The sequence below is a fragment of the Paracoccus aminovorans genome, from assembly GCF_900005615.1.
Lineage (GTDB): Bacteria > Pseudomonadota > Alphaproteobacteria > Rhodobacterales > Rhodobacteraceae > Paracoccus > Paracoccus aminovorans.
In genome coordinates this window covers 99511-122576 of sequence record NZ_LN832559.1, presented here as the reverse complement: position 1 = coordinate 122576, position 23066 = coordinate 99511, and the positions used below count along the sequence as shown (strand labels likewise).

Sequence of the window (23066 nt, the reverse complement as noted above, 5' to 3'; positions counted from 1 at the left end):
GCCGGCAACCCTGGCAACCCAAAGTGGCAACCCGAGGGTGGAAACCCAGAAAAATCCTTTGACGCTAGAGGACTAGCGCGCTCATGCCCCCCGCATAGCGTTGCCGCTGCGGAGGAACCAAGGCCGGGGGTAGGCGGCCGCAGGGCGGCTTTCGCCCCGATCATGGGATGAATATGGCCCGTATCGCCTGCTTTTGTCGCGCCCTAAGTTCAACCCTTTCGCGCCCTCACGGCGGCCCCTTCGCGGCCTCGCCGTCCCGCTTCGCGCCCCGCGCGTCCCCGCTGGTTTTGGCGCTGTGCGGGCGGCGGCTGGTTTTTCGCTGTTTGTTCAGGCGGTTGGCGATGGTGACCAGCGCAGCCGTCCAGCGTCGCCAGGCGGTGGAGCGCACGCAGCCCACGGCGCGGCAAATCTGCTTCCAGCGGTGGCCCTCGGCCCGCATCCAGACGATGCGGCGGTTGTCGATGATGGCCTGCTCGCTGTCGCCGCCGATCAGCGCCAGCCATTCCAGCGCCTCCTCCATGCGCTGGATCTCGCGAGGATTGGGGATCACCCGCATCCGCGCTTCCTCGTAACCATAGGCATGCCTGGCCTCGTGGACGTAATCCGGCCAGGAGCGGCCATAGCCGCGCGCGCCGGAGCCGGGCGGGTTTGGCAGGCGTTTCAGGGTCAGCGCGGCTTCCTCGAAACGGTCCTCGATCTCGCGGGGGGTGATCATCGACGCTCCTTCCGGGCTGGAACGGGGACACCGCGCAGGGCCAGCCGCTCGGCGCTGGTCAGCCCGGCCTCCAGCAGGGCCCGCGCGACGCTGTTGCTGATGGCGCTGGGGGGCAGATAGCGATCCGCGTTCACCCAGTCGGCGTAGAAGTGCAGCTGCGGGTTGGCGCTGGTCTTCTCTGCGCCTTGCGGCCTCGCCGGCTGGCGCAGGCGCTGCCGATGGGCCGCCCGCACCGCGTCGGTGAAATAGCCCCATGTCCGGATCGGGCTGATGCGGATCGTCGGCGTGCGCGCCCGGATCACCGGCAGGATATCGGCCTCGAGGTCGATGCCCTCCTGCAGCCAGCCCGCGATCACCTCGGCGGTGCCGGTGATCGCGGCGCGCGATGCCGGGCAGAGACCGGGGCCGGCGACGCCCAGGCAGCGGGTCTGCGGGTCGAAGTTATCCACAGCCGCATCTTCGGCTGGGGGCGTAGTAGTATCTTTATAAGGATGGTTCGGGTGAATCTGGTTCACGGGGTCATGTGAACCTGGTTCACGGGTTACCCGTGCATCAGATTCACGGGGTGAACGTGGTTCACGGGTTGAGGGCAGGTTATCCACAGCCTCGATCACGATGGAATATTCCACCGTGAAGCCGTGCTTGCAGTCGCGTTGGCCGGTCTCGGCGACCAGCCCGTCGCGGATCAGCTCCTGGATCGCCAGCTGCACGGCACGTCGCGATAGTTCGAGATCGCGGGCGATATTGGCCTTCGAGGTCCAGATGCCACTGCCGTCATCGGCGGCCTTGTCGGCCATGTAGATAAGCACCGATTTGCGCGTGGCCGAGCCGACGAGGCGGCGCTGCACCGAGGCCGAGATCAGATTACTCATCGCCTGCCTCCCTCGAGGATTTCCTCGATGGCGCGGGTCTCGAAGGCGGTGGGCGCGATGAAGCGCAGCACCGCCTCCCAGTCCACGGCCGCAACCAGCGCCCAGATCAGCAGCCCGGCGAGAAGCACGAGCATGCCGAGCGCGAACGCGAAGACGATGGCCCATGCGACGGGGCGACGCCGGTCATCACTGCCACCGCTCATCGTGCCGCCCTCCCGCGGCCGGCGGTCTTGCGGCTCTCCTGCTCCAGCAGCCAGTCGCGCACCGCCCCGCGCCGATAGAGCACCTTGCGCCCGATGCGGATGCAGGGTGGGCCGATGCGGCGGCTCTCCCAGCGCTTCAGCGTATCGGCGCTGATGCCGATGATGCCGGCCAGTTCCTTGCGCGGCATCCAGTCATCCAGCAGCCCTTCATGGGCGATTGCGCCGGTCTCGGCGGTGATCATGGTCTGATCGGTCATCATCCGGTCCTTTCCCCGTGGTTGTGGGGCAAGCGAGAGCACAGGCGGAGTACCGGCGGCGCGGCGCGGACCGGCGCCGGAAGCGCCGGATGTGCGCCGGTCCCATGTTTCATGGGGTTTGCTGGCATTCCGTGGGGCAGGGGGGAACGTCGTCCGCACCGGCATGCCGGCCTCCAGGAGACGGGTCGGCGGTGGTGCGCCCAAGCGCCTAATCAACCCATGCGTGCGGACCTGTCAGAGGCATCGGCCTGAAAGGCACGCCTTTCACAAAAGCCAACAATTCAGGAAATACACGATGGCTCTGCCAAACCGCGTGATCTACACGCTGCCCGAAGCCGCTGCCCGCTGGAGCTGCCATATTGCCGATATCGCCGAATGGGCCATATCCGGTCAGCTGGAGATCACCATCGCGATCCCGCCCACGCGTTTTGGGGCCGAGATCCTTTCGGACCTGGTGGTGATTGCGCCGGGCGATATTCTGGCGATGTTTCGCCGCTGCGGGACCGGCCCGCGCGAAGGGGTGATCCGCCGCGCCCGAATGCCGGGCGGCAGCGAATGGAAACACATCCCGCCGCCTGATGCCGGGCTGCGGGTCACCCGCGATGATCTGTTGATTCAGGCCGGCACGCTGGCGCGTTTCGAGGAGGAGCACGGGGTGTTTCGCCGGGTCAACTCCAACCCGACCAAGAGCTATGATTGGGAAGGCTTCTACGGCGCCCTGATCCTGCGCCTCTTCCAGCACGGCCTGCCCGAGAAACAGGGCGATCTCGTGGGCGAGATGCTGGACTGGTTCATTGCCAACAGCACGGATGGCGATGCACCCGACGAAAGCACAGTCCGCAAGCGGGTCAGCCCGATCCTGCGGATGCTGCACGCGGAGGCGTGACCTCCTCGGCCGGGGGTGCGGAATGCACGAGCCTCGGCCGTATCCGCATCATGTCGGCCACTGCATCGACGCCGGCGCGCAAGGGCGAATCCATCAGATGCGCATAGCGCATGGTGGTGCTGGATTGCGAATGGCCCAAGAGCTTGCCGATCATCTCCAGCGAGGCGCCGCCGCTGACCAAGAGCGAGGCGAAGGTGTGGCGCAGATCGTGAACCCGCACCCCGGGCAGCCCGGCCTGATCCTGAATGCCTTTCCAGAAGCGGCGAATCTCCTGCACCGGCTGGTCCTTGTCCGAGACATCGCCCGGAAACAACCAGTTGCAGCCGACCGGCACGGCGGAAAGCCGCGTGCGCACCAATGCCGCTGTCTCTGCCGAGATCGGCACGCGGTGAATGCGGCGCTGCTTGGTATTGGCGGCGGGCTTCACCCATGTGTTGCGCTCCAGATCGAAATGCTCGAAACGCGCGGTCCGGACCTCGCCCAGCCGCGCCCCGGTCAGCATGCACATGCGGATGATGCTGGCGCCGCGCTGGTCCTCGGCCGCGCCCAGCGCCTCGCTGAGCCGCGCGATCTCCTCCATGTCGAGGAACCGCTCGCGCTCGGTCTCGACGCGGCGACGAAAGCCCACCGCCGGATTGTCGGAGCGCATCCGCCATGCAATGGCGAGATTGAAGACCCGGCGCAGCATCTCGCCCGCGCGGTTGGCGCGCACCGGCGTGGGTTTCGGCGGCTTCAGCGGGATGCGGCGCTTGGTTTTTGGTTTCTTCTTGGCCGGGCGGGAGCGCCCCTCGGCGATCAGGTTCAGCACCCGTTCGACATCCGCCGGCTCGATCTCGGCCACCAGCCGGTGCTTCCAGTGCGGCATGATCAGCTTGTGCAGCATGGATGCCTGATCGGCGGCATTGCGCGGCGCCAGATGCGTGGCATGTTCGCGCAGGTAGCGCGCCACCAGATCGGGAAAACGCGGCGCCTCGCGGATCTCCTCGCGCTCGGCCAGCGGATCCAGCCCGCCATCGACATCGCGGCGCAGCGCCTTGGCGTGCTCGCGCGCGGCGGTGACGTTCCATTCCGGCCAGCGCCCGATGGTCAGCCGCCGCTGCCGCCCGGCCGTGCGGTAGTCGAACATGAAGCTGCGCCCGCCGGATGGATAGATGCAGATCGACAGCCCCAGCACATCGCTGTCGAAAATCTGCCATGCCTTCGACCGCGGCTCAGCCGCCCGGACCAGTTTTTCCGTCAGTCTTTCTCTGTTTCGCAATGCCCTGCACTCCGTTTTCCGCTCCGACACAGGCGTAGAAGCGCCGGCTTATCAACGAGATGATTCGCAGACCGGAAGACAGGCGCGGACCGGCGCCGGAAGGGCACAATCCGCGCCGGTCGGGTGGAAGGGGGGCATCGGGGGGCGGAGGACGGGAGGGAATCGGTCAGTTGCATATGGATTCAACCGCAACGGGCGGCTAGGTTCTGTTTCAGGCCCTCGAGCGCCTGATGATAAAAAGAAAACCTTGTTCCGGGACAGGCGGTACTGATGCAGTTGCGTGATTTGTTGGATTCCTACCGCCAGGCTGCCCGGTCCGAGCGCGAGAAGGGCGATTACTTTGAGCGGGTCGTTCGCGTTTATCTGGAAAACGACGATGCGCAAAAGCAATACTATTCCGCCGTTGTGCCTTTTGCCCAATGGGCGAAGGAACAGGGCTGGAGCAAGGCCGACACCGGCATCGACCTGGTGGCGACGCTGGCCGATGGCTCGGGTTATGCTGCGATCCAGTGCAAATTCTATGCGCCCAATCACACGATTCAGAAGCCCGATATCGACAGCTTCATCTCGGCCGCCTCCAATGATCTGTTTACGCGGCTGATCATTGCCGACACCACGCAGAAGGAATTCGGCAAGAACGCCAGCGGGACGCTCGACAAGCTGTCGAAAGACTGGAACCGCATCAGCATCAGCGAGCTGGAGGCCAGCCGCATCGACTGGTCGCAGTTCCTGCGCACCGGCACCGTCAGCCTCGCCCCGAAGAAACAGCTGCGTCCGCACCAGCGCGATGCCCTGAAGGCCGTGACCGAGGGGCTGGCGGAAGCCGATCGCGGCAAGCTGATCATGGCTTGCGGCACTGGCAAGACCTTCACCGGGCTGCGGATCGCCGAAGCCCTGGCGGGTCCGGGCAAGCGGGTGCTGTTCATGGTGCCATCATTGGCGCTGATGTCGCAGACCGTGCGCGAATGGAGCAATGACCGCCAGCAGGAGTTCACCGCGTTTTCGGCCTGCTCCGATGTGAGGATCGGGCGCAATGCCGATGCCGACAGCCTCGATCTGAACGTCCATGATCTGGCCTTCCCGGCGACGACTGATCCGCAGAGGCTCGCGCAGCAGGTTGCCGCTGCGCCGCCCAACCGCATGACCGTGGTGTTCTCGACCTATCACTCGATCGACGTGCTGACCCGCGCACAGAAAAACCATGGCCTGCCGGAATTCGATCTGGTGATCTGCGACGAGGCGCATCGCACCACCGGCGTCACGCTGAAGGACGAAGACGACAGCACCTTCGTGCGCATCCACAGCAACGACCATGTGGCGGCGAAAAAGCGCCTCTACATGACCGCGACGCCGCGCATCTTCGGCGATGCCGCCCGGCGCAAGGCGGATGACCACGATGCCGAACTGGCCTCGATGGATGATGAGGACAAGTTCGGCAAGGATCTGTTCCATCGTGGCTTTGGCTGGGCGGTCGAGAACAACCTGCTGACCGATTACAAGGTCGTGGTGCTGGCGGTCGATGAGGGGCTGATCTCGACCACCATCCAGAACCGCCTCAAGGACGGGCCGGAACTGACACTCGATGACGCGACCAAGATCATCGGCTGTTACAAGGCGCTGACCAAGGCCGACCTGGCCGAAGACTTGGCCTTCGATCCGCGCCCGATGCGTCGCGCACTGGCCTTCTGCCAGACCATCGCGAAATCGAAGATCATCGAGGACGAATTCACCAAGGTAGTCGATGAATATACCGGCAGCGAGTTGATCGACGATGCCCGCCACCTGACGACCGAGGTGCGCCATATCGACGGCACCTTCAACGCCACCGCCCGCGATGAGATGCTGAACTGGCTCAAGGCCGATGCGGGCGAGGACACCTGCCGGATCCTGACCAATGCCCGCGTACTGTCCGAGGGCGTGGACGTGCCCGCACTGGACGCGATCATGTTCATGCACCCGCGCAAAAGCCAGATCGACGTGGTGCAATCGGTCGGCCGCGTCATGCGCCGGGCCGAGGGCAAGAAGATGGGCTATGTCATCCTGCCCGTCGCCATCCCGCCCGACACCACCCCCGAGGAGGCGCTGAAGGACAATGAGCGCTATCAGGTCGTCTGGCAGATCCTGAACGCCTTGCGCGCCCATGACGAACGCCTCGACGCCCGCATCAACCAGGCCAAGCTGGGCGAGGATATCAGCGACAAGGTCGAGCTGGTGCGCATCTCCTCCGAATCCGAGCTGCGCGAACTGACTGCCGTGGTCGATGACTTCGCCACCAGCAAGACCCGCGCGGAAAAGACCGGTGCCAATATCGGTCAGGAAGGCCGCGACCCGACCATCACCGATCTCGGCCCCGAACAGGGCGCCTTCGTCTTTGACGAGTTCACCCGCGCCATCATGGCGAAGATTGTCGAGAAATGCGGCACCCGCGATTACTGGGACAGCTGGGCCAAGGACATCGCCAAAATCGCCCAGACCCATATCACCCGCATCACCACCATCACCGCCAAGCCCGGCCCGGAACAGACCGCCTTCCGCGCCTTCCTGGATGAGCTGCACGACGACCTGAACCCCGAGATCACCGAGGCCGACGCGATCGAAATGCTGGCCCAGCACCTGATCACCAAGCCGGTCTTTGACGCGCTGTTCAAGGACAGCAAGTTCACCGAAGCTAACCCCGTCTCCCGCGCGATGGAGACCGTGCTCTGCCAGCTGCACGAACACAACCTCGCCAAGGAGGCGGAAAGCCTCGACAAGTTCTATGCCAGCGTCGCTCGCCGGGCCGAGGGCATCAAGACCGCCCACGGCCGCCAGTCCCTGATCACCGAGCTTTACGACCGCTTTTTCCGCAACGCTTTCCCGCGCCTGACCCAGCGCCTCGGCATCGTCTATACCCCGGTCGAGGTGGTGGATTTCATTATCCACTCGGTCAATGACGTGTTGAAGGCGCAGTTCGGCCAGACACTGGGGTCCAAGGGCGTGCATATCCTCGACCCCTTCACCGGCACTGGCACCTTCATCACCCGACTGCTGCAATCGGGCCTGATCGCGCCCGATGAGCTTGAGCACAAATACAAGCACGAGATTCACGCCAATGAGATCGTGCTGCTGGCCTATTACATCGCCGCAGTGAATATCGAGACCGTCTATCACGAACTGGCGCAGGGCGGGCTGCAGGCCGATGCACCCTATCACTCTTTCACCGGCATCCTGCTGACCGACACCTTCCAGATGTATGAGCAGAAGCGCGACATGATCGCCAATCTCCTGCCCGACAACTCGGAGCGTCGTGCCAAGCAGAAGGCGCTGGATATCCGGGTGATCATGGGCAACCCGCCCTATTCCGTCGGGCAAAAAAGCGACGACGATGAAGCATCCAATGTGACGTATCCTCGACTTAACGAACGCCTTAGGGAAACATACGTTGGACATTCAAGTGGAAACCCACGCAGCCTGTATGATTCATATATCAAGGCTATTCGATGGGCGTCTGACCGCATCGGTGACAGCGGTGTCGTTGCCTACGTTTCGAACGCGGCTTGGATCGAAACCCATGCAGCCGATGGGATGCGCAAATGCCTCGCCGAAGAGTTCAGCGATCTCTACATTTTCCATCTGCGAGGGAACGCAAGGACCGCAGGGGAGCAGCGGCGCAAAGAACGCGGCAACGTGTTCGGCGAAGGGACACGCACGCCAATCGCGATTGCCGTTCTGGTCAAAAATCCCGACGCCGCCGAACACGGGTGCCTCCATTTCTACGACATTGGCGATTATCTCGACCAGAAACAGAAGCTGAACGTCATTCGCGACTTCGGCTCGATCGACGGTATCACCAAGGCGAAGGGATGGCGGCGCATCACGCCAGACGAAAACAACGATTGGCTGGACCAGGTTGATCGCAGCTTTGATCGGTTCTTTGAGATTGGAAACAAAAAAAACAAAACTACTGAGAGAATTTTCGACTCCTATTCGGCGGGCGTAAAAACCAATCGCGATGCATGGGCCTACAACTCGTCGCGATCGCGTGTCCGGCAGTCGATGACTAAGACCATTGCTTACTATAACGATGGAATTGAGCGAGGGATTGGAGATTCGGCGCAGCTTGATGACCCAACCTCAATGAGCTGGTCATGGGTTCTTCGACAAAAATTCGAAAAGAGTGTGCGCGCGGAATTTAACGAAGAAAAGCTAGTTCGATCGCTTTACCGTCCATTCAACATTCAATGGTTGTTCTACGATGGGTTGCTGAATGAGAACCGATATTTGATTCCTCGACTGTTTCCGTCAGGCCAAGAACACAATCCCACCATTTCTATGACTGGCATCGGCGCCGCGAGCTTTTCCGTGATCATGACCGACATGGTGCCATGTCTGGACTTGTCCGCTAAAAGCCAGTGCTTCCCGCTCTACCTCTATGGAGAAACCCAACCCGATGATGGCCTCTTCGCCACTGCGGGCGATCAGGCCACTGGCCCCACCCGCAGCGATGCCATCACCGATAAAAGCCTCGCGCATTTCCAAGCCGCCTATCCGGGTGAGGCAATCAGCAAGGAAAACCTGTTCTATTACATCTACGGCCTTCTGCACTCGCCCGACTACCGCGAGCGGTTCAAGAACAATCTCGCCAAGCAACTGCCTCGCATCCCGGCGGTGAAGAGCTTTGCCGACTTCGCCGCCTTCCGCGACGCCGGCCGCGCCCTCGGCCAACTGCATGTGAATTTTGAAAGCGTCGAGCCCTACATGGTGACCTTCAAGGAAGGCGACCACCGCCTGATCCCCGAGGCCCAGGCCGACCCGGTGAAATTCTACCGCGTGAAAAAGATGAAGCTCGGCGGCAAGGGCAAGACCAAGGACCGCACCACCGTCATCTACAACGACCGCATCACCATGCAGAACATCCCCCTGGAGGCCTGGGATTACGTCGTGAACGGCAAACCCGCCCTCGACTGGGTGATGGAGCGCCAGGTGGTTAAAACCGACCCCGCCAGCGGCATCACCAACGACGCCAACGACTACGCCAACGAGACCGTCGGCAACCCTCGCTACCCCCTGGAACTGTTCCAGCGGGTGATTACTGTGAGCCTCGAGACGATGAAGATCGTGAACGGTCTGCCGGAACTGGAAATTGGGTGATGCAGAAGTCACATGCGGCCCTAACCAGCCCCTTGATGATGGCTATGGCAGCTGCGCGCTTCCCCGAATCGGGCCCTGGCAGAGCAAAGGAAGATTGCCCCCCGTCGGCTTGTGAGCCAAGCTGATACCGGCATGGTTCATTCGTTCGTAATCTAAGCGCCATTATCGAAGAGTGAATAGACCTGTGGAACTCGATGACCTCGCGAAGCAATGCCAAAGCTGTGCACAGAGACACCCGGTTATTGTGTTGGGGAGCGGCGCATCGATTCCTCATGGCATTCGCGGCATGGGGGACTTGGCAATTTGGCTCCGCGACAATGTTCAGGCCGACCAAGGACCGGAAATTGATGCCTGGACGCTGGTAAGAACCGCCATGGCGTCGGGCGATCACTTAGAGGCCGCACTAGAAAATAAGGCATTGCCCGAATCACTGGTCGTAAAGATCGTCCGTAGCACTTGGGATTTCATCGCTCAGGATGACTACACTCTCCTCAAGTCAGCGATAAAGACAGAAGCGGCCTTTCCTCTCCGCTCACTGTTCGCGGGATTGTTTCGAAGTACAAACCGCAACATCCATGTTGTAACCACGAACTATGACCGCGTCGCAGAGTATGCCGCTGACACAGGTGGTTACATACACAGGACAGGGTTTCTTCCGGGTTATCTGCGCCGCAGCGATGGGGCGGAGAACCTGATCTTTAAGCAGGGAGCGAACCTGGCTCGTACGGTGACGGTCTGGAAAGTTCACGGTTCTCTCGACTGGTTCTCAGACCCACATGGAGGCGTGATGTCTCTGCCAATGACGAGCGAGCTTCCGGATGGTTTGGTTCCCCTGATCGTCACGCCCGGCGTCAGCAAGTATCAGAGGACGCACGACGAGCCCTTTCGGAGCGCGATTCAGGGCGCCGATCGTGTGCTGAGTGCTGCTAGCGCATTTATCTGCATAGGTTACGGTTTCCGCGACAGCCATATTCATCCGAAGTTAATGAATCGGTGCCGTGTGCATAATGCTTCGATCCTAGTGGCCGCGCGCACCCTGACGGACGAAGCGAAAGCCTTTCTCAGGAATGGCGCCGGGCGTCACTACCTCGCGCTCGAAGACCACGATGATGGAACAATGGTATATAACCGCGACAACCCGGACGGCGTAGTTGTTACCGGCGGCAAGTATTGGGCGTTGCCTACGTTAAACGAATTGATCGGGTTTTAGGAGGAAAAGATGGGCATTCTCGATTTTGATGATGATGAAAGCCTTGGTAAGATTATCGCCGTGGATACGGCGACAGTGACTGTGCGCGTTGATGAACTTGAACGTCTCAAGCGGATTCAGGTCAATCGACTGACGGCGATCAGGAGCTCGAAGGCTGGGCAGCACCTGATCGGGATTGTCTCACGCATTACACGCAAGGCAGGCGACGAGTCGACCATAGATGGTGCTGAAGAAGACCCGGAAGCCACTCTTCCCGAGAACAACCTTGTGCGAGTTGCTCTGATTGGGACACTCGTCGACAAGGAAGGGCTGAAAGAGAACGTGTTCAAGCGTACCCTTGAGACTGTGCCCGAAATCGATGCGGACTGCTTTGCCCTAGAAGGTCAGCGGCTGACGGACTTCATGCAGGTCATTTCGCAGGTTTCTGGCGACGGCCCTCAGCTTGATCTTGGCCGCTATGCGCTGCATGAGGATGCACGGGCGTTCTTGAACGGAAACCGCCTTTTCCAGCGTCATGCCATTGTAGTCGGAAGCACCGGAAGCGGCAAATCATATACAACTGCGCGGCTTCTGGACCAGATTGCCGAACTTCCGCAAGCCAACGTTATTTTGTTCGATATCCATGGTGAGTACCAGACCTTGGATAGTGATGAATTTCGACACCTGCGGATCGCTGGGCCGGGAGACATTGGACAGGATCGTGGGCTGGCTGATGGTGTTCTACATCTTCCGTTCTGGCTTCTCGGCTATGAGGCATTGGTTTCCTTGTTCGTTGATCGGTCCGATCAGAACGCCCCGAACCAAGCAATGCTAATGACGCGTTGCATCACCGATGCAAAGCGCATGATGCTCAACCCGGAGCAGCACGCCGATATTCTAGCTAATTTTACCATCGATAGTCCGGTGCCATTCAGTATTGATGCAGTTTATCAGGAGCTATCAAACCTGAATGAACAAATGGTACCAGGTGCGAGCAATAAAGAGAAACAGGGGCCTTACTTCGACAAGCTGAGCCGTTTGATAGCACGATTTGAAGCCAAGAGAAATGATCGCCGTCTCGGGTTCATATTCCAACCGCCAGAAGCATGCATGGATATGGCGTGGCTGTCGCAAGTCACGCACTTACTGATTGGCGGGCGCGGATCACAAGAAGATGGCAAGGGTGGGGTCAAGATCATCAATTTCTCGGAAGTGCCGTCCGACATACTTCCGCTCATGGTCAGCCTGATCGCTCGGCTGATTTTCACCGTGAGCCAGTGGACGCCACCGGACAGCCGTCATCCTATCGCATTGTTCTGCGATGAGGCGCATTTGTATATCCCCGAGCGGGCATCGTCAGAGTCAGCCGATGAGATTTCGGTCGGGATTTTCGAGCGGATTGCCAAAGAGGGGCGGAAGTATGGGGTCGGGCTGGTGGTCATCAGTCAGAGACCGTCCGAGGTCAACCGCACCGTCCTCAGCCAATGCAACAATGTGATCGCTATGCGGCTGACGAACGGGGATGATCAATCCGTCATCAAACGGCTGTTGCCTGACAGCCTCGGCGGTTTTGGTGATCTCCTTCCGGTCCTCGACATTGGTGAAGCGCTGGTGGTTGGTGATGCTAGCTTGCTACCGACACGAGTGGTCGTGTCTGCGCCACGCTTCAAACCAAATAGCGCGACAGTCGATTTCTGGGATCGTTGGCGTGACGCGGAGCCGGTTGCGGGAACAGAAGACGCCGTCCTCTCTTGGCGGAGACAGAGTAATCACTAATTATGAGAGTGGAGGCGATAGCGCATAGTTGATATCGTATTCTCCGCGCGGGTGGAGCTGCGTACTCCCAGGAGCGCGAAGTGAATGTTCGGAATGTGATCGAGCGGTTGGTTCGTTTGCATTAGCAGCGGGCGACCGCTTTCCGCCCATTTCGAGCCTTCAGCTTGGGTAGCAACGGCGCTCAAGCCACTACTTTGACTCAACGCCAACTCAACAGATGGACGCCCTTTGAGCGCCTTTCCCGCGCGGCGAAGCACGATGAGAGTCGCCGAATGCTGGAAGCAAAGCGCGCGATAACAAACGGTTGTGGCGCAAGTCGTTGATTCGTAATGAATCGAGCAATATCAATAGCATAGCCTCATAACCTGAAGGTCACAGGTTCAAATCCTGTCCCCGCAACCAAAAAATACCACAAAATCAAATAGATAGGCCGACGGTATTTTTATACCATCGGCCTTTTCGCGTTCTACATCAACACCACATCAACACCCGAACAGAAAACCGGCAACGGCCCGCATCCGCCGACATTCACTGGCAGCGGACGACGGATGCGTCCGAATCTGACGGGGGCGCGGATTATCTTCTCCTCATCAATGGAGAGAAAAGATGACCTGCGAAAAACACCTTGCGCTCGGCCTTGTCGCCTCCCTGGCAGAGCGCTTTGGCCCCGGAAGCAAGATCGCCAAGGAACTGCCGGGCTGGATCGAATATCTGACCGACACCGAATGTCCCGAACGGCCGCGAACCCGGCCCGGCGCTGCCTGGTGGGGGCGGGTGCGCAGTCTGCTGGATGATCTCTGCCAGGAAGCTGACCGCAGCGAAGGCAATCTGGTGCGGGCAAATGCGACGCGGATCGGCGAGCACTTCGGTTTGACGGAGGTCGAGGCGCGGATCCTCGAGTTCTTCGCCAACTATCGCATCTTCGATATGTTCGAGCATGTAGTCGATCAGGCGCTGGAAACGAGGGAGGTGACCCTGCTTTTCCTCGTCGCGCAATTCTCGGGCGCTGAGCAAGGGGAAGTCAGAACGGCACTGCGCCCCGATGCACGGCTGAAAGCTTCGGGCCTGTTGCAGAACGAGGGTCGCAACTGGTCCAGCCAGAGGGTTCCCTATGCTGTTTCACCTCGATTGGCGGATGCCATGCGGGCGGATGTCGACGACATCGAGGAATTGGTTGCGTTGCTGTTTCCTGCTGCGCCCACGCCCGACGCCGAATGGCGGGACTTCGAGGGCCTGGGCGAAAGCGCTGATCTCATGCGCAAGCTGCTGACCAATGCGATCGTGAACGGCACGCCGGGCGTGAACATCCTGCTTTATGGCGCGCCGGGCACGGGCAAGACCGAATTCTGCAAGGTACTGGCCCGCGAAGTGGGGGCCAGTCTGCGCGCCATCGGCGAGGCGGATGACAGCGGAGAAGAGCCGTCGCGGGGCGAGCGGCTGGCCGAACTCGGCATTGCCGGACGGATGCTGTCGGCGCGGCGAGATACCGTGCTGCTGCTGGACGAAATGGAGGACCTGTTCGGTGGCGCGATGCCGTCGTTCTTCCGTCAGGAGCGGATGTCCAAGGTCTTCGCGAACCGGCTGCTCGAAACCAATCCCGTGCCGACGCTCTGGACCACCAATTCCATTGAGGCCTGCGATCCGGCCTTCCTGCGCCGTATGACCTTTTCGGTCGAAATGCGCACGCCGTCCGAGCGGGTACGCAAGCGCATCTGGCAAAGGCTCGCCGACCGGCATCAGCCGCTGGCCGAGACGGGCGCGCTGATGGCGCTGGCCGGGATCCATGACCATCCCCCGGCGCTGGTGTCCGATGCGATGCGCGTGGCGCGCGACTGCGGCGGTGGGGTTGAGACCTTCGCGCAGGTGCTGGGGGCCTCGGCCAAGCTGACCAATGGCGGGATCGCGCCGCCGCCGCGTCATCACTCCGAAGCGGCGTGGGAGGCGACTCTGGCCAATGCCGACACCGATCTTGCCCTGCTGGAGGCGCGGCTTGCAGGCTTCGATACCGCACCGCGGATATCCTTCTGCCTCGATGGTCCGGCCGGGACGGGCAAGAGCGCATGGGCGCGGCATCTGGCCAAGCAGCTGGGCCTGCCGGTGATCGAGAAACGCGCCTCGGACCTTCTGTCGATGTGGGTCGGCGGCAGCGAGAAGGCCATCGCGCGGGCCTTTGCCGATGCGCGGGCGGAGGGCGCGCTGCTGATCTTCGACGAGGCCGACAGCCTGCTGGCCGACCGTCGCAACGCTTCCCGCCAATGGGAGGTCAGCCAGGTGAATGAGATGCTGACCTGGATGGAAAGCCATCCACTGCCCTTCGTCTGCACCACCAACCTCGCCGAGAACCTCGACCCCGCGACCCAGCGGCGCTTCACCTTCCGCATCCGCTTCGACTGGCTGCGCGAGGATCAGCTGCCACTGGCATGGCGCGCGCATTTCGGCGCACCGGTGCATGCCGATGTCCGGGCGCTCGACCGGCTGGCGGCGGGGGACTTTGCCAATGTCGCCCGCAGGATGCGCGCGCTTGGGCAGGATGATCCCGCCACCATCCTCGCGGAATTGCGCCGCGAGTCCGAGGCCAAGGAAGGCAAGACAAGGGCTATCGGCTTCGGCCGTTGACCTTGCGCGCATCCGCAAGGAATGTGAGGCGCGGAGAACATGGAAAACAATGCGCTATTCACGTCAGGAAGATCTGCTGAAGCTGGCCCTGATGATGCAGGGATCGGCGGAAGGGATTTCCATCGCCGACATCGAGCGCGCCTTCGACGTTTCCCGGCGCACGGCCGAGCGGATGCGCGATGCCGTGCTGCGCGCCTATCCGCAACTGGAGGAGCGCCCCGGTCCGCAGGGTCAGAAATATTGGCGCTTCCCGCCCGGCACATTGGGCAAGATGGAGGAGCCGACGCTCGACGAACTCGGCGCCGGTCACCGTGCCGTGGCAATTGCCCGGCGCGAGGGCGATCTTGCCACGGCCGAAACCCTGGAACTCCTGCTGGCCAAGGTACAGGCAATGTTTCGTGCTGACCGCCGCCGTCGCGTGGCCGCCGATCTGGAGGCGCAGCTTCTGGCCGATGGCGTGGCCTTCCGCCCCGGCCCGCGCGAACGCATCGCGCCGGAAATCCTGTCCAGCCTGCGCGAGGCAATTCTTGCCGGGGCGATGATCTCGGCCGACCACCGCGCCCGTGCTTCGGGCAAGCTGTCGCGCGACACCCGGCTTGGCCCGATCGCCATGCTGTTCGGTGAGGGTCGGCAATACCTGCTGGCTTGGAGCGAATACCAAGACGACCTGCGCCTGTTTGCCTTGGCCGGGTTTGAGCGCATCGCGTTGGAGGATGACATCTATGAGCGCCCCGAGGGCTTCGACCTGCAGGACTGGCTGGCCGAAAGCTTCGGCATCTGGCGCGAAGAGCCGCAGGACGTGGAATGGCGCTTTCTGCCCGAAGTCGCGGACGAGGCGGCGACCTATGTCTTTCATCCGAAGCAGGAAACGGAGCGGCTGCCCAACGGCTCGCTGGTGGTGCGGTTCCGGGCTGGCGGGCGGCAGGAAATGGAATGGTATGTGGCCAGATGGGGGGAGAATGTGGAAGTCGTATCAAAAGGAAACCTGAATGATATGTGACCGGAAATCTCAAGGCATGACGGGGGTGGGTAATGTTTCATGCGATAAACGCAAGAAAAGCTAGGTTCGATCGGGTGATAGACGGCGTTGGAAAGCAGCCGCGCGAGGATTTGATAACCTCGGCGCTGTTTGGCACGATCCAGTTTCTTTCCGCACCTGCGCAGAAGTTGGCACTGAAGGCACTGATCGGTCAGGAATTGCGTGGTGACGCAGAAATCTTTCTCTGGCCGTATCTGAGGCACCCGGAAGAAAATGCAGAGCCGGATGTGGTCCTGAGAATTCGCACTGATGATGGCCCTGCCTATTGGATCGTGGAGGTGAAGTGGGGCGCACCTCTCGGTGATGAGCAAGTCGGTCGTGAAGTCCGGACACTTCGTGATGGCGAATGTCTCCGCGGCGGCCTGCCCGCTGAAAATCGGAACGTGATTGGCTATACTCTGCTCGGAGCGGAGATGAAGCATACGGAAGCCATGCAGGTAGCCGAGGGAGAGTTTTCCAAACTGACATTCCATAGCCTGACATGGCCAGCGGTAACAGAGCGGCTGCGCCGTCTGTCCACCGAAAAAAATGACGATCCCGGATTGATTTCGTGGACCAGAACGGCTGAAGATTTTCTCAGGGGCACTCCGAAGGGAAGTGTGCTGGGATCATGGCCTCCTGATATCATGATGCCGCCGGCCGCAAGTTTTACTTTCGCAGCAGGCAGGCAGTTTGATCCCGGAAATGCGGTCGGATCAGTACCTGCAGCGCAATTCAATTTTACCGAGAGGCACAAATGACCACTGACGAAGCCATCTGGCAATCTGCCCAGAATCTGTTGAGATCTTCCGAAAACCTCGACAAGCTCTGCGAGGCATTCAGTGTGATCGAATGCGACGAGAAGAAACTTGTTATAGAGCATTCTGATGAAGGTTCTCAGGATAGTGGATGGATATATCCGGTCTGGGAGGCTTATTACAAAGTCAGGCAGGCACCCAACGGGAAAAAGAAGGATGTCGGTTGGATAACTCTGGCCATCCAGCTTACCTGCGACGTTGGCGTTGAGGGCGACTGGCAACACGGAAAACGCGCCAAGGTTCTTGCGGCGTATGCGCCGTCCAGAGATTTTGAGGACGCATGGGGGTTTGATAGCGAAGGCCCCAACTCGTCAGGCTATATCGAGGAGTGCGTCACCGACGAGTATCGCTGGCTTCACTCAGACGAGGTAAGCTGGCTTTTCGCAGTTCCCCTTGATGCCCTGATCAGCACGGATGATGTGGAAAAATATATTACCACGCCGATGCGGCGACTTGTGGAAGGCGAAAACCCTGTTGAGGTGCTTGGAGCGATTCGCGAAAAGCTGTGTCTGCCGCCGCGCCCCTAAGCTATCGTCGCCGGATCGGGACATCGCGCCCGGTCCGGCAGACGACAGCCTGATCTGTGTCCGGTTTCGCGATTTGATTTCTGGTTCCAATTTCTTCGCCCCTCGCAGCCCTTTTTGCTGCTAACATAGGTCGATCATTCTGCGACCGTCTCCACACCCTCAGCCATCTGATGCAAACGAGACGGAGGCAGCATCAATGCCTCCAACTCTGCCTGATCCGGGGTGACCGGCGCAAAATCCCACTGATCAACGCCGACATTCACCTGACCCTCGGCACCGCGCCAGCGGGTGTGGACATGACCGAAAAGCTGGATCGCTCCGGCCCGCGCGCCGTTCCAGGTGACCAGCGGATAGTGGCACAGGACAAAGCGGCGCTCTCCGATGCCTATCTCGACCAGATCGTGAACCGATGCCCATGGCAGCGCGCGAACCAGCCAGTCGGGATCGTGATTGCCGCGCACCAGATGTTTCCGCCCCGGCAGCGCGGCAAAACCCGCCTGCGCGGCCATGCGTCCGGCGTCGGACTCGCAGGCGGCGAAGTCTCCGATGATCCACAGGTCGTCATCGGGTCCAACCACGCCGGCACGAGCAATCATCGCGGCGTCCATCGCCTCAACCGAGGCAAAGGGCCGGTCGAAGAAGCGCCGCACCGGGTCATCCGCGAAATGGGTGTCGGCAGTGAAGAAATGGGCCATGCGTTCTCCTTGGGGCAGGGCGGGGTGGCGTAGGTACGGTAACCTGCATCGGGGGCGTTGCCATGCCAAGATGAGGTCGTAATGCACCCGTTTCCTGCGCCAAGGAGGTTATGGCGCTTTGAGCGTGCAGGAAACCGCATAGGCCCCGTTCTCCTGATGTGCACAATTGTGCTCATCTCGCCGTGGGACAGACCGGAGCTTGCCGTGCGATGATCCCTGCGCAGCGAATCCCTGCCGCTTTTTGAAACTGTGAATCCGTGAACCGGGCCGGGCATGGTGCTGCGGTCGAGGCGTCTGGTGCTTCTCGCATGGCAATGCCCGGCCCGGTATTCACCTGCAGGCCCGCGCCTGATCGCGCAGGACGGCGTAATCGCTCATCATCCGCACCAGCACGGCTTCTTCCGGCATCGCCTCGACCTCGACCGCAGCGCGGGTCTGCTCGGCGGTGCTGTATTCCACCACCGGCGGGCAAGGGGCACTGTCAGAACCTGCCGTCGCGCAGCCGCTCAGCCAGAGCATCGCGATCAGGGGGGCGGCGGCTGGCGGCATCGAGCATCTGGCGGTGGATGGCATGGTTTCTCTCTCTGGCTTCAAGGCGTTCGGCGGCGCGCCCGGCACGCTCCCCGGCGCGGCGCAGATTCAGCAGGAACAGCAGGGTCGTCGCCGCTCCGAGGATCAGGCCCAGCGCCTTGCGCGCCGGGCCGCGGGTGAAGAGCCAGCCGATCATCTCTGGCCCCGCTTCCAGTCGTCCAGCCGGGCGTAGATCGTCACGGCGATTCCCGCCAAAGCGAGGACGACGAAGATCCAGCGCAGGCCGTCGAGATAGGGCAGCAGCGGCAGGATCGCGCCCTGCGCCTCGGCCAGCGCGGATTGCACCACCTCGACGCCGGCCGCGCCGATGGTGCCGACGCCAGCCGCGCCGCTGCCCTTCAGGGTGCGGCTGTCGGCCAGATGCTCGCGGGCCGGGGGCTGGTCGGGCGCGAAGCTGCTCGCCCGCGCCGGGAAGGACTCGCCCCAGCTCCGCGCAGGACCAGTGTCGATATGGATGAAGTTTGAGCGCGGATAGGTGCCGATGCCCTTGAACCCCGCCTTGCGGGCGGCGGCGATGAAGGCGGCGGGATCGTGGTTCGCCATCGAGATGTCGAAGGCGGTGCCTTCAAGATGCTTCGAGGCCTTCGCGCCGCCGACATTGCGGTTATGCTCCGGGCTGCGATAGGCCGAATTCACGATCAGCGGCTTGCCGAGCGTCACGCGCAGTTCCTGCAGCCGGTTCAGTGCATCCTCGTTGACCAGCAGCTTGCCGGTGCCGCGGCAGGCGATCTCGGCGGGCGAGAAGTTCGGCCAGTGCCAAGCCGTCGCCGGCAGGTTCCGCCAGTGTTGATAAAACGTCATGGGTCTCTCCAATGCAAAAAACCCCACCGAATTGGCGGGGCGGGTGGGGATGCTTGGCTGGTTGGGCGGTCAGTCGCGGGCGGGTCCGCTGCGTTCCAGCAGGCGTTTGATGTCGGCGCGCATCTCGCGCAGCATCTCGTTCTGTTCCTTGCGGGTCTCGGAGATCGCCTGGCGGTCGGCGTCGAGCTGTTTTTCCAGCCGTTCGACCTCGCGCAGCGCGGTTTTGGAGGCGCCTTCGAGGCGGATCAGCCACACGCCCAGCCCGGTTGCCGCCATGATCGCGCCCCACCATTCGCGGATCGTGTCCATGAAATTTTCTCCCATGGGTTCAGCCCGGCGCGCCGCAGATCAGGTAATGGATGGCAATGCGCACCGCGCCGCCGGCAAAGTTTCCGCCATTGGCGGTGAGGCGCACGGGCGTGTCGGCATAGAAGGCCGTCGGGCCGATGACGCCGATATTGCTGCTGCCCACGGCCACGCCGAGCGAGCCGCCGAACTTCGAGGGCTCGCCGTTGACGCCGCAGTCGAAGGAGCTTGCGCCCAGCACCGCGGTCACGGTTCGTGCGGAAACGCCGAGCACGATGGCGCGGTTGGGGATGGCGATGGTGCTGTCGACCGAGGCACCGGAAAGCCCCGTGACGGTTTCTTCACGCACTGCGATACCAGTGGTTGCGCCATTTGCCTCCCGCGCCACCGCGACGGCCGCGGCCTGCGCGATGAAGCCCATGGCATCCACAACCGGGATCCACGCCGATCCGGTCCAGACGATGGCCTGCGCCTCGTCCTCGATCCAGGCCATCCAGCCGGCGCTCGGCAGGATCCGCATCCAGGCGCCGTCGATCCAGTAGGCGATGGACCCCGCCCAGCCTGACCACGCACCACCCGCGCCGCTGGCGGGGATATAGCGGTCGCCTTCGGCCGGGCTGGCTGGCGGCGTGGTCAGGTCGCGATCGAGGATCGCCAGCTGGACGATGCCGTCGAGCATGCGCAGCGCCTCGTTCAGGGTGACGTGCTTTTGCGCCTGTGCGGCCATGATGAAGGGCAGCGCCAGATGCGCTGTGGTCTCGGACATGGGTGGTCTCCTGATCAGAACCAGAGGGTGGTGATGGGGGCAGCCCCGGCGCCGAATGCCTGCCCGATCTGAACAATGCGGACATCGAGTGAGGCACCCGGCCCGAGCGGCGCGCCCCAATCGGTGATCTGCTGGGCAGCGGTGTAGACGGCGCTCGCTGTCGCAACGGTCAAGGATCTCTTGACGGTTGCCCCGTCGAGGATCTCGACCCGCCAGGACTCGCTGGCCTCGGTCATCGGCACCTCGGCGGCGTTCCAGCTATCGGCGGCCAGGGAACGGTCGCGACGCACCCAGCTTATGGTCAGATCGCCGGGGCTGCGCGCGCGCCGCCACGGCTGCTCGACATGCACGGGCGCGAAGGGCCGCAGCCCGATGCCGCGCGGCGTGAAGGTCAGCGCGGCGAAGCTGTCGTCGCTGACCGGACGGCCGGCCGGGCCGATGCGCCAGTTCCACGGCAGGCCCAGATCGGCCTCGGCGACAGGAAGCTCCGCCAGCGCCGTATCCAGCACCACCACCCGCGCGCCCTCGGGCACCATGGCGGCCATGTCGACATCCGTGCCGCGCTGACCACGCAGCAGGCGCGACAGCCGATAGCGGCCGGGGGCGATCAGTTCGGCGGTGCCGAATTGCAGGATCTCCCAGCCGCCGTGCGGCTGCGCGACCGCGATCGTGTTCTCGCCGCCGAACAGGCGCAGGTTGGTGACGCTCTCGAGGGTTCCTGACAGCAGGTCGAGATAGACCGAATTGCCGTAATCGAAGCGCGAGCCGGGGCCGGCATGGAGGTCGGCCACCAGAACGCCCATCCGCGCCCGGGCGCTGAATGTGGTCAGCAGGTCGAACCCATCCTGATCGGGGCTGCGGAACACCGCCATCCGGCCGGGCCATGGTCGGGCATGGGCGGCGATCAATGGACGATGCGCGACATGATCCTCGGTCAGCTGCGGCAGGTCGAGGATCACCGCCAGCGGCGCCCCGAACACCACCGGCTGCGTCAGCGATGCCGGGGGCGGCGTGCCGGGCGGCAGGTCATGGGCGTCCCGGTCCTGACGGATGGTTGTGAGGCCGCGCGCCTCGGCGTCGGCGATGGACAGGATCCGCAGCTCCGCGCGCCTTCCATCGTGGTCGAGCGCGATCACGTCGCTCGGATCCAGCGCCAGCCGCGATGGCGGCAGGCGGAAGGCGGCGGTTTCGCGCCCCACCCATGCTTCCATCAGCGCCCGGCGGCAGCGGCGGTCGGCTTCCTCGGGCGGCACCGCCACGGCGAAGCTGTCGGAGGCGACGCGCGTGGCGTCCACGGTGATGCGCCGCGCCTCGACGGTGATCGCGTCATAATCCTCGTCTGCGCGCGCGACTTGCCATTTCAGCGCCTGCGGCAGCTCAGACTCCTGGCCGCGCGTCAGTTCCATCACCTCGCCCGCGCCGCTGGCCACCATGTTGTCGGGCGCAATAGTCGCGACCGGGCTGCGGCCCCGCATCACGAAGCGGATGCGGCCTTCGCTCTCGACCGCATCGAAGCCGAAATGCCGCGCCAGCATGGTGATCGAGGTCCGCGGCGATTCCAGCGCCGAAATCACATAGCCTTCGACAGCCCCGGTCAGGCCGGAGGTGTCGATCCATTCCGGCCGAAGCCCCGCCCGCAGGCAGAGGTTCCGAACCAGCGCCGCCAGCGAGACCGCGCCCAGCCGCCCGGTCAGCCAGTGCCCGAGGCGCCAGTTGCCGCCGTCCGACCACAGATCGGAAAGCTCGGGGAAGAACGGATAGGGTCGGGCATCCCAGGTCCAGGCCGCGCTGTTCGCGATATCGACCATGCGCCCGCCATATTCGGTCGAGATCGGGTTGTTCGCTGGATCGCGCCAGAACAGATATGTTGCTTCCAGATAGGCCCGCTGGATGGCGTCGTCGCGCCAGCCGCGCGAAAAGTGGGGAAAGAAGCTCTCCGAGGATTTCGGGTCGTGAAACACGTTCGGCTGGTTGGTGCCGCGATCCACGGCCGGGCAGCCGAGTTCGGTGAAGCGGATCGGCTTCGATTGCGGGATCCATGCGGTCGACGATAATGCCGGAACTCCGCCGGGGCGGTTGCGGTGCTGATTGGACCACCATGCGTGGAGATCCTTGGTGCGGAAAATCCATGGCTCGGTTGTTCCGGGCGGGATATCCATTGTGGCAGGGATTTCCACCGACCAGATCCGCAGATTGCTGACCAGTGACCCTGCCCATGGGCTGCTTGTCGTCAGCGCGCCACCCGGCACGGGGCCATTCGCGACCCCGTAGCCGCAGGCGGAATTCGCACCCCACAAGCCCGATACCGGCCCGCCGAAACCGACCCTGTCGCCCACCAGACCATCGACGGCGAACCACAATTCGCCGGTTTCCTGATCGAAAACCGTGATCAGATCGACCGTCCGCCCGGCAAGGGGAGCGGCGGAGACTTGCGCGACACGGATCCGGTTCGTGGAGGGAAGCACGGCATTATGCTGGAAGAACAGGCGAAGATACCCGTCCATCAGACCGAACCACATCCCGCTCAGGCCGTTGCTGATCTCGTAGATCAGGCCGTCGGACAGGGTGGCCGGAATCTGTACCGTGCAGGCATGGGTGATGCTGTTGCTGCGCACCAGAACGGTGGTCGCAAAGGCCGAGCC

19 protein-coding genes and 1 pseudogene are annotated in these 23066 nt (G+C 62.4%); 8 read left to right on the top strand and 12 right to left on the bottom strand.

Annotated elements, in window-relative coordinates:
- Window positions 1–226: 226 nt before the first annotated feature.
- Genes JCM7685_RS00595 through JCM7685_RS00585 form a run of 4 tightly spaced genes read right to left on the bottom strand, consistent with a single transcriptional unit; the run spans window position 227 to window position 2047 of the window.
- The gene (locus tag JCM7685_RS00595; RefSeq protein WP_074969930.1) at window positions 227–715 is read right to left on the bottom strand and encodes a DUF6362 family protein; all 489 of its coding nucleotides are present in this window, start codon (window positions 713–715) and stop codon (window positions 227–229) included.
- Window positions 712–1587 (bottom strand): helix-turn-helix domain-containing protein, encoded by an 876-nt coding sequence (locus JCM7685_RS00590; protein WP_074969932.1) that lies wholly within the window; start codon window positions 1585–1587, stop codon window positions 712–714. The genes JCM7685_RS00595 and JCM7685_RS00590 overlap by 4 nt, the downstream gene beginning before the upstream one ends.
- Entirely contained in the window at window positions 1584–1790 is a 207-nt protein-coding gene (locus JCM7685_RS19755; RefSeq protein WP_074969934.1) for a hypothetical protein, read from the bottom strand. The genes JCM7685_RS00590 and JCM7685_RS19755 overlap by 4 nt, the downstream gene beginning before the upstream one ends.
- Entirely contained in the window at window positions 1787–2047 is a 261-nt protein-coding gene (locus JCM7685_RS00585; protein ID WP_074969972.1) for a helix-turn-helix transcriptional regulator, read from the bottom strand. Before JCM7685_RS00585 ends, JCM7685_RS19755 begins: the two co-directional genes overlap by 4 nt.
- A gap of 313 nt (window positions 2048–2360) precedes the next feature.
- On the opposite strand from JCM7685_RS00585, the gene JCM7685_RS00580 reads away from it, so the two are divergent.
- Window positions 2361–2933 carry a hypothetical protein gene (locus tag JCM7685_RS00580; RefSeq protein ID WP_139218124.1) on the top strand — a complete coding sequence of 191 codons (573 nt, stop codon included), beginning with the start codon at window positions 2361–2363 and terminating at the stop codon, window positions 2931–2933.
- Here JCM7685_RS00580 and JCM7685_RS00575 read toward each other — a convergent pair.
- Complete coding sequence (locus tag JCM7685_RS00575) at window positions 2896–4191, bottom strand: tyrosine-type recombinase/integrase (RefSeq protein WP_074969938.1); 1296 nt, start codon at window positions 4189–4191, stop codon at window positions 2896–2898. The two genes, JCM7685_RS00580 and JCM7685_RS00575, sit on opposite strands and share 38 nt — an antisense overlap.
- Window positions 4192–4461: 270 nt before the next feature.
- On the opposite strand from JCM7685_RS00575, the gene JCM7685_RS00570 reads away from it, so the two are divergent.
- From JCM7685_RS00570 to JCM7685_RS00545, 7 genes are all read left to right on the top strand, one after another.
- On the top strand, window positions 4462–9321 hold the full coding sequence (locus tag JCM7685_RS00570) for a DEAD/DEAH box helicase (RefSeq protein ID WP_074969940.1): 4860 nt from the start codon (window positions 4462–4464) through the stop codon (window positions 9319–9321).
- A gap of 184 nt (window positions 9322–9505) precedes the next feature.
- Window positions 9506–10531 (top strand): SIR2 family protein, encoded by a 1026-nt coding sequence (locus JCM7685_RS00565; protein WP_074969942.1) that lies wholly within the window; start codon window positions 9506–9508, stop codon window positions 10529–10531.
- Between the two features lie 9 nt (window positions 10532–10540).
- Entirely contained in the window at window positions 10541–12286 is a 1746-nt protein-coding gene (locus tag JCM7685_RS00560; protein WP_074969944.1) for an ATP-binding protein, read from the top strand.
- A gap of 606 nt (window positions 12287–12892) precedes the next feature.
- The gene (locus JCM7685_RS00555; protein ID WP_074969946.1) at window positions 12893–14902 is read left to right on the top strand and encodes an AAA family ATPase; all 2010 of its coding nucleotides are present in this window, start codon (window positions 12893–12895) and stop codon (window positions 14900–14902) included.
- Window positions 14817–15902, top strand: a complete 1086-nt coding sequence (locus tag JCM7685_RS00550; RefSeq protein ID WP_231964722.1) for a helix-turn-helix transcriptional regulator — start codon at window positions 14817–14819, stop codon at window positions 15900–15902. Before JCM7685_RS00555 ends, JCM7685_RS00550 begins: the two co-directional genes overlap by 86 nt.
- A 32-nt stretch (window positions 15903–15934) precedes the next feature.
- A complete protein-coding gene (locus tag JCM7685_RS19465) occupies window positions 15935–16681 on the top strand; it encodes a hypothetical protein (RefSeq protein ID WP_139218125.1) in 747 nt (248 codons plus the stop codon).
- A complete protein-coding gene (locus JCM7685_RS00545) occupies window positions 16678–17265 on the top strand; it encodes a hypothetical protein (RefSeq protein WP_074969950.1) in 588 nt (195 codons plus the stop codon). The genes JCM7685_RS19465 and JCM7685_RS00545 overlap by 4 nt, the downstream gene beginning before the upstream one ends.
- A gap of 134 nt (window positions 17266–17399) precedes the next feature.
- Here the strand turns inward: JCM7685_RS00545 and JCM7685_RS00540 are convergent, their stop codons facing one another.
- The 7 genes and pseudogenes from JCM7685_RS00540 to JCM7685_RS20875 all read right to left on the bottom strand — a co-directional run.
- The gene (locus JCM7685_RS00540) at window positions 17400–17960 is read right to left on the bottom strand and encodes a hypothetical protein (RefSeq protein ID WP_083412889.1); all 561 of its coding nucleotides are present in this window, start codon (window positions 17958–17960) and stop codon (window positions 17400–17402) included.
- A 330-nt stretch (window positions 17961–18290) separates the two neighbouring features.
- Complete coding sequence (locus JCM7685_RS20500; protein ID WP_269458819.1) at window positions 18291–18419, bottom strand: hypothetical protein; 129 nt, start codon at window positions 18417–18419, stop codon at window positions 18291–18293.
- A 22-nt stretch (window positions 18420–18441) separates the two neighbouring features.
- Window positions 18442–18687 carry a hypothetical protein gene (locus JCM7685_RS00530; RefSeq protein WP_074969954.1) on the bottom strand — a complete coding sequence of 82 codons (246 nt, stop codon included), beginning with the start codon at window positions 18685–18687 and terminating at the stop codon, window positions 18442–18444.
- Entirely contained in the window at window positions 18684–19352 is a 669-nt protein-coding gene (locus JCM7685_RS00525; RefSeq protein ID WP_074969956.1) for a YcbK family protein, read from the bottom strand. Before JCM7685_RS00525 ends, JCM7685_RS00530 begins: the two co-directional genes overlap by 4 nt.
- Before the next feature lie 69 nt (window positions 19353–19421).
- Window positions 19422–19661: a hypothetical protein gene (locus tag JCM7685_RS00520; RefSeq protein ID WP_074969958.1), complete on the bottom strand. Its 240-nt coding sequence runs from the start codon at window positions 19659–19661 to the stop codon at window positions 19422–19424.
- Between the two features lie 19 nt (window positions 19662–19680).
- Complete coding sequence (locus JCM7685_RS00515; protein WP_074969960.1) at window positions 19681–20424, bottom strand: DUF2793 domain-containing protein; 744 nt, start codon at window positions 20422–20424, stop codon at window positions 19681–19683.
- A 14-nt stretch (window positions 20425–20438) separates the two neighbouring features.
- Window positions 20439–22559, bottom strand: a pseudogene (locus tag JCM7685_RS20875) (baseplate multidomain protein megatron); the annotation flags it as partial.
- Window positions 22560–23066 lie beyond the last annotated feature (507 nt).